Raw genomic sequence first — 14,764 nt, forward strand, 5'->3', positions numbered from 1 at the left:
AATCAAGGAAAACAGTATGAAAGCGCTATACAATTGGTAATGAGAGGCGTAGCAAGCTCGTATCTCTAACAAGCTACGCTTGAAAGCGATCTGTTTGAAAGGAAAAGCCTCACCTGTCATACGGGCAAGGGGAGCCTGGAAGCCTGGAAGCCCTTCTTCAAATGTACGGTTGTGGATATAGGTTGTGAATGTAACTAATTATGAGAGGAGGCGAGGCGGGAAGTCTACCATTTGCTCGATGAATGAGTAGTGATGTATCAATGAACTGATAAGGCGATCAGAAAATGAATAGGGAGGTAATACTGAGAATGAGAAAATTATTAGCTCTTATCGTAAGTATCGCAGTCGTAATGACTCCTGTCATCGCTCCAACAACAGTCGTCCATGCAAGCTCCGGCGCTCCGGCTGGGTGGAGAGACCTTCCAGACTATTATGTATTCAAAGATACTTATAAGGGGTGGTCCGGGAGCAGCGGCGGATTGGTAACGGTAAACGGCGCTTTGCCTGTTGATTCACAAGTAACCTATGGTCATTTACCTTCATTGAGGTTAAGTATTACAAACCAGGTAGATTGGATGGAGTCCATTCTTGTAATGGCCGAATGGGCGAATCATGATATTCACAATTATGTTCCGAACGGCTATCTGGAGTTTTATGTAAAAGGCAAAAATGGCGGGGAACAATTTAAAATCGGCGGCGATGACCATGTTGAAAGACGCGCATCGGGTGTAGAACATAGAGTATTAAAGCCGATAACGGATTATGTTACGGTTACGACGCAGTGGCGGCATGTAAAGATCCCCTTAAAGGATATTTACAATGACTCATCGGTTGATCTGGACGAATACAATGCAAAGGCTATTCATCTGAATAAAGTAAACAATGAGCCATTTACAGTATGGTTAAATCAAATCAAATTAACTTCTCCTGATAAGGAAGCGGGATTTTCGGCTATCAAGGTAAATCAGGTGGGATTTCGGAATTCCTCCGAGAAATATGCTAATGTTTCCGGCTTTGAGAATGAGCTCACTGCCGACGTCGGAACCCCATTTCAGGTAAGGAGAGCTTCTGATGACACGGTCGCCTATAGCGGGCAATTGATCCTCGTCAAAAATTACGACATTGATTCAGGAGAAAGGGTTTTAAGAGCTGTATTTACGGACCTTGAAGCATCAGGCGATTATTACCTTACTGTAAGTGCAGAAGGTATAGAAGAGTCTCCTGCTTTTAAAATAGGAGATGACGTATATAAGCCTCTATTAGTCGATGCGGCAAGATATTACTACTATCAACGTTCAGGAACGGCACTTGAACCAGCGTACACTCCGGACTTCCCAAGGGCAGATATAACGCCTATGGATACGGCAGCACCTTTTGAATCCAATTCTGCGATTACAAAGAACGTATCAAAAGGATGGTTTGACGCCGGGGATAAAGGAAAATATGTGAGTGCTGGAGCGGGGACGGTTATGACGCTATTATGGTCGCATGATTTATTTCCTAATTCTTATACAGATAATCAGTTTAATATTCCAGAGAGCGGAAACGGTGTTCCTGATATCCTTGATGAAGCAAGATGGGAGCTGGAATGGATTCTAAACATGCAGGACACTAACAGCGGCGGGTTTTACGCAAAAGTCGAGTCAATGGATAATGATAATAATATGAGGGCTATTAGGGATAAAAGAGATAATGTCACCAATATAAGGCCGACCAATGATACGGCTTGGGCCGCAGCTGCTTTAGCTCATGCTTCAATGGCTTATGCAGAGTATGATCCAGCGTTTGCTGCTCAATGTCTAGCGGCTGCCCAGAGTGCATGGTCGTATCTTGAACAGAATCCCGTTAATATTAAAGGTCCATCAGGAGCTTATGATACAGACTCCGATAAGGACTCGAGGCTCGTAGCGGCCGCAGCCCTGTATAGAGCTACCGGTGCTGCCAAGTATAACAATTATTTCGTGAATAACTATTCACAAAGCGAGGATAGATTTGTGAATCTGGAGGGAGATTGGGTCGGCACCTGGCATTATGCATTTTTTCATTATATGGAATCTAATAACCGCGACATGAATGCTGTGAACTGGTATAAAGACAAGTTCACAATTTGGTTAAACAAAGAAGTTAATAGATATCAAAATAATGCTTGGAATAACACGATATACGAAGGCAATTACTACTGGGGAAGCAACAATATGATACTTGGTACAGCTACAGAAGCCCTGATTGGTTCCAGCCTCCTTGGAATGAATAACGAAACCATTAACAATATGGCGCTTTCTGCATTAAACTATATTCTTGGCGTCAATCCATTGAGAAAGAGCTTTGTAACCGGGCATGGCGAGGACAGTCTTCAGACCGTATACGCAACAATGAACAATGACCCTAGACCAGGAGTGCCTAAGGGGTTTATGCCGTTAGGGGCGAATAAGTACAACAATCCGGGTATTTCCAACTTCCCTGCCAAAAACTTTATGGATTGCGCTACCGAATGGACTACCAATGAGCATGCTGTTGGTTCGACGGCCAATCTGGTGTTTATCAGTGCATTTGCTAACAGTGATTCAATTATACGTTGATCTGACAGTCAGCTTTAAGCGGTAAAGGGGCTCATCCCCCAGTCATCTAATGATGATTGAGGGGTGAGCCCCTTTATTCGATTAGCATATGGATAAACATATCTAGACACTCCGTCTATAGATCTTAGGCGGAAGCCCGTACACTTTGTTAAACAGGCGGGTAAAATAATTGCTGTCGTTAAATCCACATTCATATGAAATTTCTGTAATGGAAAGCTGCGTTCGTTTCAACAACGTGCAAGCTCGTTCTAAACGGAGTCGTTGCAAGTAAAAGATCGGAGTCGTTTGATAATAGGAGCGAAAGATGCGGTTCAAATGTCTGACCGAAATATTCGATCTAGCAGCGATGTCTTCCAGAGTAAGCGGATCGAGATAGTGATCTTCCATATAGGAGATGGCATTCGCCAAATGCATCAGATTGCTGTCAGCGCCCATCTCCTGATGGTTATATTGTCTGGATAAATAGACGGCGAGCTCCATAAAACGGGCAATCAGCATGGTCTGATACCCTTGAAGCTTGCCGTTGTATTCGTTAATCATAACGGAGATAAGGAGCGAGACATACTCCAGACTGGGAATGGGCAATCTGAGGCTGCTCTTATACGAGTGAATATTGCGATAAAACGGCTCCAACACAAATAAAGATTGGAAACCGTTGGAGGTTCTTAAATCAAGACCGGCCGATAGCAGCATTTCTGGGCGGTACATAATATTGCAAATTCTAAAATTATGAGGTTCTTTGTAAGCATGATAGGTTGCCCCGCTTATGACAAAAACATTTCCCTTCTTAATAAAGAAGGTCTCATGATTGACGATGTGTGTAGCGTTTCCATTCAGGACAATGACAAGCTCGGAGAAGTCAATGTGCTTATGCAGCTCCAGGTCATCGTCGTGTTCGCCATAATGAATAAAGAAAGGGAATTCCTTATCAAGTGTGAACCACTCTAAATAGGTGTCGCTCAAATTTTACCTCCTATTCCAATAAAATCATGCTTTATGTCTATATTATGCTATTCTATGACCTGAAAATCAAGGTTCTATGTTAAGCCGTGCTATATGATCTGATAAGAGAAGCATGGAATGAGCTATATGTTATGAGGGGGAAATGGTGTGCCATCCGAATTTGTTAAAATCATCTCGCCTGCGAAAAAAAGTAAGCGGTTACGCAAGTCAGTTAAGCATAGCAGCTATCGGTTGTTTTTTATGGCTTTGCCGTTCCTGATTTTAGCCTTTTTATTTTCTTATTTGCCTTTGTATGGCTGGATATATGCATTTTACGATTATAGTCCGGCTCTAGGCATTTCCCAGTCTCCTTATGTCGGATTCAAATGGTTCACCACAATGGTTTCGAATGAAATGCAGCGTGCGGAGGTCATTCGTGTCCTGCGTAACACCTTTGGGATGAACATATTAGGTCTAATGACTTCGGTGTTTCCGGTCATATTCGCGCTTTTCTTGGTGGAGATCAAATCAACCTGGTACAAAAAAATGGTTCAGATATTAACCACGCTGCCTAATTTTATTAGTTGGGTGCTCGTCTATGCTTTTGTGTTCATGCTTTTCTCCACTCAGAGCGGCTTTGTCAATCAAGTGCTGATGAATGTGGGATGGATTTCGGAGCCGATCAATTATTTGGCCTCAGACAGTTATATATGGATCAAAATGACATTGTTAGGCTTGTGGAAAGGGCTGGGCTGGGGGGCGATCTTGTACATCGCAGCCATTGCCGGGATCGATCAGGAATTGTACGAGGCAGCCAAAGTGGATGGGGCAGGAAGGTTCAGATTGATGAGGCATGTGACCGTACCGGGGCTGATACCGACCTTTTTCGTTTTGCTGCTGCTGTCCATCGCCGGGTTCATCAGCGCAGGCTTCGAACAATTTTATGTGTTTCAGAATGCGATCAACGCGAATGATATCGAAGTGCTGGATTTGTACGTTTACAATATCGGAATCGCGAACTCCAGTTTCTCTTATTCGACGGCGGTAAGCATCCTGAAATCGTTGGTCAGCGTTGTCCTGCTTTTCATTGCGAATCGGTTATCAAAGATGATTCGGGGAGAAACGATCATTTAATTCGGCAGTCGCCAGGAAAGGAGAATCAACTATGGACTCGTGGGAAAAATCCCGATTCAGTTTGTTTTCAATCCTGAATTATACGATGTTCGGATTGTTTACGCTGTTATGTATATTTCCGTTCTATTATTTGTTTATTAACACGATTAGCGATAATGATTTAAGCAGCAGGGGGCTAATCTTGTTTTTTCCGGAAGGGATACATTTTCAAAATTACTTGAAAGTGTTTCATGTTCAGGGCCTTAAGCTAGCCATGCTTGTATCGGTGAGCCGGACCGTTCTGGGAACCATATTGACCGTAGCGGCATCTGCTTTTCTCGGATATCTATTCACACGGAGCGAGATGTGGGGACGCAAGTTTTGGTACCGCTTTCTTATTCTGACGATGTACTTCAATGCAGGGATTATCCCTTGGTTTATAACGATGAAAAATTTAGGGCTGATGAATAATTTTTGGGCGTATATTCTTCCTGGAATAGTCGTGCCGTTCAACATTATCCTTGTGAAAACGTTTATTGAATCGACACCGATCGCGCTGCAGGAATCGGCTCAAATCGACGGTGCAGGTTATATAACCATTTTCTATAAGATTGTTATGCCTTTGATAACTCCGATATTGGCGACGTTAGCGATATTTACGGCTGTAGGGCAATGGAACAGCTTTACCGATACGCTGTTTCTCGTTAATGATTCCAAGCTGTTCACGCTGCAGTTCATTTTGTATCGTTATTTGAATGAGGCGAATTCACTTGCGGAAATGATGAGGAACTCTACGGTTGGCCAGGTCAGCCTTTCTCAAATGCCGACTCCGATGACCATCCAGACGACCGTTACGATTATCGTCGTTGCACCAATCCTGCTCGTCTATCCGTTCTTCCAGCGTTTCTTTGTCAAAGGCATTATGATCGGAGCAGTAAAGGGCTGACCTTTGTTGTAATGCGAAGAGAAGGTTTCAGGGGATATAAAAACAAATCTGAGGTGAATTGAAATGTTTACAAAAAGAAAAAAGTGGGCTTTCGTGATGTGTGTATGCAGCACTGTTCTTGCATTATCAGCATGCACTGGCAACGGCAATGGTGGGAATACGACGTCTGGTACATCTAGTGTAACGGACGTCTCAAGCGCCGAACAGCTGCCCGAATTAACGATTAATGTACTCTCTCAGCTTACTAGCTACGCTGGACCGCAAGAGGGCTGGTTCGCTAAGGTCGTCAAGGACAAGTTCAATATCAAGCTGAATATCCAAAGCAGCACGGGTGAGGTAGTTGCTTCAAGGATGGCTTCGGGTGACTTGGGTGATCTTGTTGTGTGGGGTAACAATAGCAAAGAATATACGGATGCGATTAAAGGAGGCCTACTGCTGGACTGGAACAAGGACGGTCTGCTGGAGAGGTTCGGAAATCATATGAAAGAGAATGCAGGTCAAGCGATTGAAGCAAATAGGAAGCAGTTCGGCGACGGCAAGCACGTTTACGGCATTGGCCATTCTGTCGGTTCCGGCGAAGGCTCGTCCGAAAGCAATAAGCTGACGTTTGGTCCGAGTATCCGTTGGGACCTGTATGAGAAGCTTGGCAGTCCGAAAATAACCAAGATGGAGGATTACTTGCCCCTCCTAAAGCAGATGCAGGAGCTTGAGCCAAAGAGCGACAGCGGCAGGAAGACGTACGGATTTTCACTTTGGTCGGAATGGGACGGCAATTCGATGAATTTAGGGAACATCGGGGCCTACTACGGCTACATCAATGGCGATGGCTTTAACCCGAGCGATATGATTCTGACATCCGTGACGGAGCAAAAATATCAGGGTCTTATCGACGACAGCAGCTATTACATGAAAGGTCTGGCGTTTTATTATAAAGCCAATCAGATGGGCCTGCTTGATCCAGACTCGGTGACGCAGAAATTTGGGGACGTTTCCAGCAAGCTCAAAGATGGCCAGTTTTTCTTTACTCCGTTTACATGGATGGACGATACGTACAATACCCCGAATCATCTTTCAGCAGGCAAGGGCTTGATGCCTGTGCCGTTTTCGGAAGAGAAGGCGGTTACGTTCGGCTATACGCCGTATGGCGGCGAACGTGTTTGGTCGATCGGAGCCAAAGCGAAAGAGCCGGCTCGCATTATGATGTTCCTTGACTGGTTGTACTCACCTGAAGGCATTATGACGGTGAACAATGGTCCGAAGGGCCTTGCTTGGGATATTAAGGACGGCAAAGCTTACGTGACCGATTACGGCTGGGGGGCATTCCCGTCCAATGAAACGCCGGTTCCAGAGGAATACGGCGGGGGCAGCTTCAATTCGGGTATGTCTAAGATCAATAACACCACGATATCAAGCATGATGATCAACCCTGAAACCGGTGAGCCGTATAACCGCGAAATGTGGTCGTCGTCGCTCGGACATAACCCGAATCAGGTTGAGTTGAGCTGGCGCGATGCGATGGGGGTAAGCACACAGAAGGAATATTACACCAATAACAATATGGTCGCCATAACGAAACAGACCTTTACAGGCGAAGCCCCGATTCAGCTTCCTACTGACATTCAACAAAAGCAGAACGAAGTCGGCAAGGTGATCAAAGAATACTCCTGGAAGATGGTTATCGCGAAGAACGACACCGAATTCAACAAACTGAAGCAGCAAATGATGGAGAAGGCTAAAGGTCTTGGTTACGACGAAGTTGTCGCTTGGCAAATGGAGCAAACGAAGAAGACGGTTTGGGCGCACAATCCATAATCGTAATTTGACTAAACAGCTTAGCTTTACCTATCCAATAAGCGAATAGGGCTCCGTTAAAGCTACTCTTCTAATTAGGTTAGGCTTCTTGCAACTTTTACCAAAATATATCGTCTATTCTTTTATGGAAAATATTGATTTTCTACAGAGAAGAGAGGTTGCAATGATTCAAAAAAAGCCGAATTGGCAGGGGTGGATAATGAAGAAGCTTGGTTTTTTGTTGGTATTATTCATTTATTTATTGGCGCTTCCAGACAACAGCTTTGCAGCAGCAGTCGTAGATACGAGGGTGATTTTGGACGGAACGGAGCTTGTCCAGCCTGAAAATACGAAGGCCGAAATTATGGATAAAAAAGTAATGGTCCCGATTCGCATTGTATCGGAAAGCTTGGGCTACGACGTGCTGTGGAATAAGCAGGCACAGACCGTCACGATTAGCAAAGAGGACACACACATTGAAATGACGGTAGGCCAGAAAACGGCGAAGATCAATACGGAAACCGTATTTATAGATGCTCCTCCTGTTATTAAAAAAGGAACAACGCTCGTTCCGCTGCGCTTCGTAGGCGAGCAGATGAACCTGAAGGTTGGCTGGAACAACAAGACGAAGACGGTCACATTGACAAGCCCTATTCCAGAGGTAATCGTTGAGGAGGGGGAAACGGACCCAACCACATCGCCGCCAGACGAAACGGGAGGGAGCATTATTGATGGAGCTATCCCGAATGAATTATCGACAGTAAGCGCTATCAGCTTTAGTGACAATCGTCTTATCGTCACGACAAGCGGCAAAGTAGGGCCGAAAATTTTCGCAATGAAGGCGCCGGATCGCCTTGTCATTGATTTGCCAAATTCGGCTTTTGCCCCGACGTTTGGCGATGGACAGGTGCTAAATGGCAGCCAGATGGGCGAGCTTATAATCACGGACAGCTCAGAGGTTACGAAGGTGCGTTATTCTCTATTTACCCGCGAGCCATCAGCTATTCGCATCGTTTTGGATTTGAGACAGGCGACCTCCTATCAGCTTGTCAGCGATGATTCTGGGCTGTACGTCGTAGACTTAAATGTGGACGGAGATGTAGACGGGGCGCCGATTGTGCCGCCAATCGGTGCGGATGGCAAAAAAATCGTAGTCATTGATCCGGGTCATGGCGGCGCTGAGCCAGGTAAGGTAGCGCTGACAGGCTTGCAGGAAAAAATTCTGAACCTGACGCTTTCCTTAAAAGTCGAGCAGTTGCTGAAGCAGGTGTCTGCCATTAATGTAGTGATGACACGAACCGATGATACGACACTCAGCCTTTCAAGTCGTGCGCAGCTGGCAAATGCGCTGAATGCCGATATGTTCGTCTCCGTGCATGCCAACAGCTTTACGACCTCTACACCTTCGGGTACGGAGACGTATTATGCGCGGGATTCGAGCATACCATTAGCTAAGACGATTCATCGCTATTTGCTGGAAGCGACTGGACTCAAAGATCGTGGAGTGAAATATAACAATTACCACGTCATCCGGGAGACAACGATGCCAGCGGTTCTGCTTGAGACAGGCTTTATGAGCAACCCGTCGGATTTGGCGGTTATTACGAATGAAGCGGTGCAAATGCGAATGGCAACGGGCATCGTTGAGGGAATTAAAGAATATTTGGGTATTAAATAGTACAGCTTGTTTCTTTCAATTCCAAGGAGGTGGAGTTTGAATGAACACAAAGATTACTATTGCGGCGCTCCTGTTCATCGTTATGACGACTGCAGGCTGCGCGGACAAGTCGTCAGCCCACCCGGCGCCAGAGGTTTCTTTAGATGCAATACCATCCAAGACGGTCACGGCGGCCGCGGCTGCGGAGCCGCAGCAAGCGGCCGAGGCTCCGGTGCCGTCTGCGGAGGTGAAGACGCGGACCATTGAAGCTTTTTTTTCAGACCCGCAAGGGGAAAAGCTGGATAAAGCGGGTGTGCAGATTTCTTTTTCCACTCCTGCTCAGAAATATACGGCGGCCTTTACAGCTTTACAGCATAGCGACAATGCCGAACGGATACCGCTCTGGTCGAAGGAGATTGAGCTGAAATCGGTCCATTTTAACAATGGGGCACTTACGCTCGACATTCATATGCCTGACACGGCGCGTCTCGGATCGGGTAGCGAGATACTCGCTTTGGATGCTTTAACATGGACGTTATTCCAATTCACAGAGGTTAAAACGATTGATCTGCTCGTCGATGGCAAGCAGGTGGAAAGCTTAATGGGACATGTCGATTTAGAGCATCCCATGACGAGAGGGAAATAAGCTTAATGAAAACGAAGGCTCACACTGCCATGTTTCATCTTCGCTCTTAAGAGGTAAAGAGACCTGTAACCCAATCGGTAAAGCGACGTACAATGATTCGTTGCAGGTAGAAGGCAGGCTTCACTATAGCCGCATAAAGCCGCATCGTTCATCAAGAAGCCAGCCTTCACCTAAGCGTGGAGGCTGGCTTCTTGCGGCGCATTAAGATTAAGATTGTGCCGGTGGTGGAGTACAGAAAAAAAGCGGCAGGCGGCATTTCGGTAGTGAAGTCTTGCCTTCAGGCTAACCAAGAGCGAGGAACGATGGTATGATGAGGAGATAGCAGACTTATTATGATGCAGGAGATGAATCATGGATTTTGCAAAGCTGAATTCCTTAACGAAATATCCGAGTATCCTCACCTATCACGAGCTGGGGGAACGAGGCCGTTTAAACGATAGGTTAACTGAGGGCGAAGCCTTCGATTCGGATAAGCCCATTTATGTTTTTGAAAAAGTGGATGGGGAAAATGCGCGTATTATACTGCTGCATAGTGAGGCCGGAACGGACTATTTGATTGGCTCACGGGAGGAGCTGCTTTTTGCCAAGGGTGATCGAATCGGCAATCCTTACGGCAATATGGCGACCTTGTTAACGCCAATTGCGGAGCGGATGCAGGCAAGCTTGGCGGATGGAGGGCTGGGCCTGACGGTTATTTATCAGGAAAGCTATGGCGGGAAAACAAAGGCGGCCAAAAATTATACGTCCAGCGGGAGCCAGGGCTATCGGGTGTTTGATCTGTTTTCGCTGTCGCATGAAGAGCTTCAGCATTTGCTGACACTGCCCATTGACCAAATTGCGAAATGGCGCGATCATGGCGGTCAGCCCTTTTATCAAGAGGCGGATAAGGCGGCGTTTATCGAGCGCTGGAATCTTGATGCTGCACCGCTGCTGGCTGTGCTGGATGGAGCGGCATTTCCAGTCGGTCTGGAGGAGACGAGCCGTTTTCTCAGTGATTTTGCGGCTACGCGTGTAGGAATGGATGCAGCTGGAAAATCGGAAGGGATCATTGTACGAACCGCCGATCGCAAAAGGATACGTAAAATCAGGTTCGAGGATTATGAACGAACCTTTAGAAATGTGCCGAAGGCATGAACAATTTGCTAGTGTCGGGCTACCGCGCGCATGAGTTGAACATTTTTAATCAAAAGCATGAGGGTATTGCCTATATTAAGCAGGCGATTACGAATAAGCTGCTGCCGCTCATTGATGATGGCTTGCAGTGGGTCATTACGCCCGGCCAATATGGTGTTGATCTGTGGGCTTGCGAAGCAGTCATTGCGCTTAAGCCGCATTATCCGCAGCTCAGGCTTTCTATTATTACGGCGTACAGTAATCCGGAAGAGAAGTGGAAGGATGACAAGAAGGAATATTATGAGCAGGTGCTGAAGGGCGTCGATTATTATGCGTCGGTCAGTGACAAGCCCTATGATGGCATTTGGCAGCTGCAAGCGAGGGATGAGCTGCTGTTTCGCAAAACCGATGGCATTTTACTCGTGTACGATGAGGATGCAGGAGAAGGCAGTCCGCGCTACTTCAAGGAGCGTGCGCTTCGCCGGCAGCAGGCCGACGGTTATCGCTACATCAGCATCAGCTCGGATGATATCCAGAGCATTGCTGATGAGGCGAATTATCGGGATATGGACTAGCGCAATTGGGAATGGCTGCCCTCCATTAGGGCGGCTTTTGACAGCAGGAGGAGGATGCAGAAATGGACGATCAGGATGATAAAAAGCAGCAAGGGCAGCATTCGGACAATAGGCTGCCGTTCGATTTAGACAAGAGTGAGCCAGCCAGTCAGACGGTGCATGTGTTCCGCCAGCCGCGGGATTCGCAGCAGTCACAGGCAGCAGCGCAGCGGGCCGAGGCCGCGAGGCGGGAAGAGATTTTGCGGCGTGCGGAAGCGGCACGGCTGGAGGAGCAAGCGCGCCAGGAGGAGGATGCGCGCTTGCTCGCGGCTTCTCGGGAGCAAGCGGCTTTGCAGCAGGAGCGTGAGTTTTTGGGAGAGGAGCCGGAGCAATGGGACCGATACGGTGAGTATGGGGAATATGGCGCATACGGCAACGACAATGGCGAATCCGATGCAGCAGCTGATGCAAGGACAGCGAGCACGGCGGCGTTCTCAACAAATGAAGCGGATGAAACGGCTGCATCAGCAAGGAATGAAGCGACCGGAACGGAAGGCGCGGCTGGTGCAGGTGCTGGTGTCGGGACTGGCGCAAGTGCAGGAGCGAGAAGCGGCGCGGCAGAGGCTGCAAGCAAGCTGCTGCAAAACATGTCCGGCTCCGTTAAGCAAATGGATTGGAAGATTTTGCTGAGGCTGCTGAAAAACCCGCTGGAGGGGCTGAATTTAAATCCGGCTAAACATTTAAGCTATGGAATAATCGGCATCGTTTGTGCAATCATAGGCTTCTTATTGTTTGGGCTGCTTACGGGCAGCGCCATTTCCTTATTTTTCGGCTATGGGGTGACCGATCTATTGCGTGAGGGAAGCGGCATGAGTGCAGCGCTATTCGGAAAAATCCTGCTGCTGTCGCTAATTTCGACGTTTGCCTTCCTCGGTTCTTTGTGGGGGATAAGCTTGTGGAGAGCGACGCAGCGTCTAACAATTAGAGCTTTTATTACATCAATTGGAGCGATGCAGCTCGCTTCCGGCGCTGGATTTTTAATCGCGGGCGTCATTTCGCTCATTAGCTTCAAGCTGGGCTCTTTTGTAATGGCGGCGGCTCTGCTGTCTAACCTTGGCATTTCCTTAATCGGCGCGTCGGTGGCCAGCCAGGTGACCAAGGAAAAGCTATGGTCTTATATTGCTTTTTCGGCTTGTGCGTACTTATTGCTGTTTGGCCTGCTCGCTGATTTGATCATGTAAATGGCTGAAGCATATTGAACGATGATGTAATGCTTTAACGTTGTTTCCCTTTGCGGAAATAACGTTTTTTTATTTGTTTGAAAATGCCTCTGCCCGTTATTTTGGTAAATTTGTTATGGTGCTTTGAAATCGTAATTGAAGCAGTTAATAATTGAAGTTCGATAAAATATGACAGAGATATAAAGAAATAATGGATGAATTTTCAGTGAAATGAAATGATTATAGAGGATTTTAGCGATTTATGTAGAAACTTTAATAGCTAAAGATAATAGGGGGGATTTACCATTATGAAAAAAGCTATTTTTGCAGCTGCCGCAATGCTCGTTATGGCTGGCTGCGCCAGTCAAACCCAGGATTTTTCCACAGAGGTTAGTCAATTAAAGGAGCAAGTGAGCCAGTTGAGTGCTGAAAACGAGAAGTTAAAGGCACAGCTTGCCGAGGCTCCGGAAACCACCGCCGCAAGCGAGGCTTCTTCAACGCCACAACCAGAGCCGTCCGCCGACACTGGCAATGTACTAGAACTGAAAAAAGCGCTCGTTATTGCTGACTTCGCAGAGGTGACGCTCACGAAGACAGAATTCACGTCCAAAGTCGTACCTCCGAAGCCGGACAGCTTCTATACGTATTACGAGGTGAAGGATGCTGAAAATATTTATTTGGATGTCGTCCTTAAATTCAAAAGCCTGCTCAGCTCCTCTAAAAGTGCAGATGATTTTGCCTCTGTACAAGTGAAATATGATAGCAAATATGAGTATAAAAGCTTTTCAACAATTGAAGAGTCGGGTGGAGGCAACTTTACCTATACGAATATAACGAGCATTGAGCCATTAAAAACGGGGGTTCTCCATTTTATCGCCGAGCTGCCTAAGGAAGCGGCCAAAGACAAGAAACCGATTGATATTATCGTTACCATTGAAGGCAAGGAATACGTCTATTCGCTGCGCAGTGAATAGTCTCTTCACGAAATATATAAATAGAGGGAGAATGAAATATGAAACAGAGAATACTGGTAATTTTGCTGGCTATGGTCATGCTGCTGGCAGTACCAACGGGGCTTTCGGCCGCTAAGGCGGAGAGTCAGACTGTTTTTGTAAACGGCAAGAAAATCGCTTATGCACAGGCACCCATAAGTGAGAACGGCACAACGCTCGTATCGGCAAAAGAAACCATTGAAGCATTAGGCCTCTCCTTTAGCTGGGATAAGGGCAACAAGCGAATTATCGCCTCAAGCGGTGAAATGACGATTTCGATTATTTTGGACGAGCCGGTTGCTACGGTTAATGGCATTTCTATGTTTTTGGGGACGCCTGCTGTAGAGAGAAACGGCCGCACCATGGTGCCGCTTCGTCTGCTGACAGACGGCTTGGGCGCTTCAATGGCAGCAAAGGGCAATCAAATCAGCATTAAAACGGTTGACCCGAGCAAAAGTAAATATTACACGGGCCTGCCGCTGCAAATTACGAATTCCGCTGTGAAAAATTTAAGCACGGAAAAAATCACTGTGAACTACAAAGAATATTATTATGCCGGTGGTGCTGTGCAGACCTACGATTTTACCGCATCGCTGAATGCGCGCGGCAAAGCCGCCTTTAACAGTGCGACTGTAAAGCCTGGCGAAAATTATGATTCGAAAGGCACGAACTATATCTATTTTGGCAGAGCGATCTATAGCATAGAAACTGGCGAGAAGGAAACGGTAAGCAAAAGCTACAATCTGGCTAAACAGCTTTATGGCAATGGTGGTACGATTGAAAAGCAGATGAGAGCCCTCTACAAACAGAAGGAAGAGGACTACAGGAAGAAGCTGAAAGAGGAGCTTAAGAAAAATAATAATGTTCCTTTTAAAATAGTTGATTACAGCATTACTTATGATTCATTAGGCTATCCTGAGGCTAATATAGAGCTATGGAATTTGACGGCAAAAACGATTGTTTCCTTCGAGCTTTCTTTTAGCACCTATGATGCATACGGCGACCCGGTAAAGGGTGGTTATCCGTACACCAACCGTTTCTATGGAAAGGGAACTAACATTAAATTAGAGAGCGGATATAGAAACATATACACATGGGATCTCTACTCTTACAGCGACACAACCAAGCTCAAAAATATTCAAATTGATCGGGTCGCTTACTCCGACGGCTCCGTCTGGAAAAGATAGCCGAGGCTTAATGCAGATATTATA

Annotated in this window: 12 protein-coding genes; 11 read left to right on the plus strand and 1 reads right to left on the minus strand. The window is 46.5% G+C overall.

Annotated elements, in window-relative coordinates; all coding sequences use genetic code 11:
• Positions 1 to 308: 308 nt before the first annotated feature.
• Positions 309 to 2,579 carry a glycoside hydrolase family 9 protein gene (locus tag V5J77_RS07460; RefSeq protein WP_338555147.1) on the plus strand — a complete coding sequence of 757 codons (2,271 nt, stop codon included), beginning with the start codon at positions 309 to 311 and terminating at the stop codon, positions 2,577 to 2,579.
• 102 nt (positions 2,580 to 2,681) lie between these two features.
• Here the strand turns inward: V5J77_RS07460 and V5J77_RS07465 are convergent, their stop codons facing one another.
• Positions 2,682 to 3,542, minus strand: coding sequence for a helix-turn-helix domain-containing protein (locus tag V5J77_RS07465; protein WP_338555148.1), 861 nt, complete (start codon positions 3,540 to 3,542; stop codon positions 2,682 to 2,684).
• A 147-nt stretch (positions 3,543 to 3,689) separates the two neighbouring features.
• On the opposite strand from V5J77_RS07465, the gene V5J77_RS07470 reads away from it, so the two are divergent.
• The 10 genes from V5J77_RS07470 (at position 3,690) to V5J77_RS07515 (ending at position 14,740) form a co-directional block, all read left to right on the plus strand.
• Positions 3,690 to 4,655, plus strand: coding sequence for an ABC transporter permease subunit (locus V5J77_RS07470; protein ID WP_338555149.1), 966 nt, complete (start codon positions 3,690 to 3,692; stop codon positions 4,653 to 4,655).
• A gap of 31 nt (positions 4,656 to 4,686) precedes the next feature.
• Complete coding sequence (locus V5J77_RS07475; protein WP_338555150.1) at positions 4,687 to 5,580, plus strand: carbohydrate ABC transporter permease; 894 nt, start codon at positions 4,687 to 4,689, stop codon at positions 5,578 to 5,580.
• A gap of 63 nt (positions 5,581 to 5,643) precedes the next feature.
• Positions 5,644 to 7,392: an ABC transporter substrate-binding protein gene (locus V5J77_RS07480; protein ID WP_338555151.1), complete on the plus strand. Its 1,749-nt coding sequence runs from the start codon at positions 5,644 to 5,646 to the stop codon at positions 7,390 to 7,392.
• Between the two features lie 163 nt (positions 7,393 to 7,555).
• Positions 7,556 to 9,049 carry an N-acetylmuramoyl-L-alanine amidase family protein gene (locus V5J77_RS07485; RefSeq protein WP_338555152.1) on the plus strand — a complete coding sequence of 498 codons (1,494 nt, stop codon included), beginning with the start codon at positions 7,556 to 7,558 and terminating at the stop codon, positions 9,047 to 9,049.
• Between the two features lie 40 nt (positions 9,050 to 9,089).
• Entirely contained in the window at positions 9,090 to 9,674 is a 585-nt protein-coding gene (locus tag V5J77_RS07490) for a GerMN domain-containing protein (RefSeq protein ID WP_338555153.1), read from the plus strand.
• Positions 9,675 to 10,025: 351 nt separating this feature from the next.
• The gene (locus V5J77_RS07495; RefSeq protein WP_338555154.1) at positions 10,026 to 10,808 is read left to right on the plus strand and encodes an RNA ligase family protein; all 783 of its coding nucleotides are present in this window, start codon (positions 10,026 to 10,028) and stop codon (positions 10,806 to 10,808) included.
• Positions 10,805 to 11,362: a DUF1273 domain-containing protein gene (locus V5J77_RS07500; RefSeq protein ID WP_338555155.1), complete on the plus strand. Its 558-nt coding sequence runs from the start codon at positions 10,805 to 10,807 to the stop codon at positions 11,360 to 11,362. The genes V5J77_RS07495 and V5J77_RS07500 overlap by 4 nt, the downstream gene beginning before the upstream one ends.
• Positions 11,363 to 11,424: 62 nt before the next feature.
• Positions 11,425 to 12,582, plus strand: a complete 1,158-nt coding sequence (locus V5J77_RS07505; RefSeq protein WP_338555156.1) for a hypothetical protein — start codon at positions 11,425 to 11,427, stop codon at positions 12,580 to 12,582.
• Between the two features lie 287 nt (positions 12,583 to 12,869).
• Positions 12,870 to 13,535: a hypothetical protein gene (locus V5J77_RS07510; RefSeq protein ID WP_338555157.1), complete on the plus strand. Its 666-nt coding sequence runs from the start codon at positions 12,870 to 12,872 to the stop codon at positions 13,533 to 13,535.
• Between the two features lie 38 nt (positions 13,536 to 13,573).
• On the plus strand, positions 13,574 to 14,740 hold the full coding sequence (locus tag V5J77_RS07515) for a stalk domain-containing protein (RefSeq protein WP_338555158.1): 1,167 nt from the start codon (positions 13,574 to 13,576) through the stop codon (positions 14,738 to 14,740).
• The last annotated feature ends 24 nt before the right edge of the window (positions 14,741 to 14,764 follow it).

Source organism: Paenibacillus sp. KS-LC4, assembly GCF_036894955.1.
In the GTDB taxonomy this organism is placed as follows: domain Bacteria; phylum Bacillota; class Bacilli; order Paenibacillales; family Paenibacillaceae; genus Pristimantibacillus.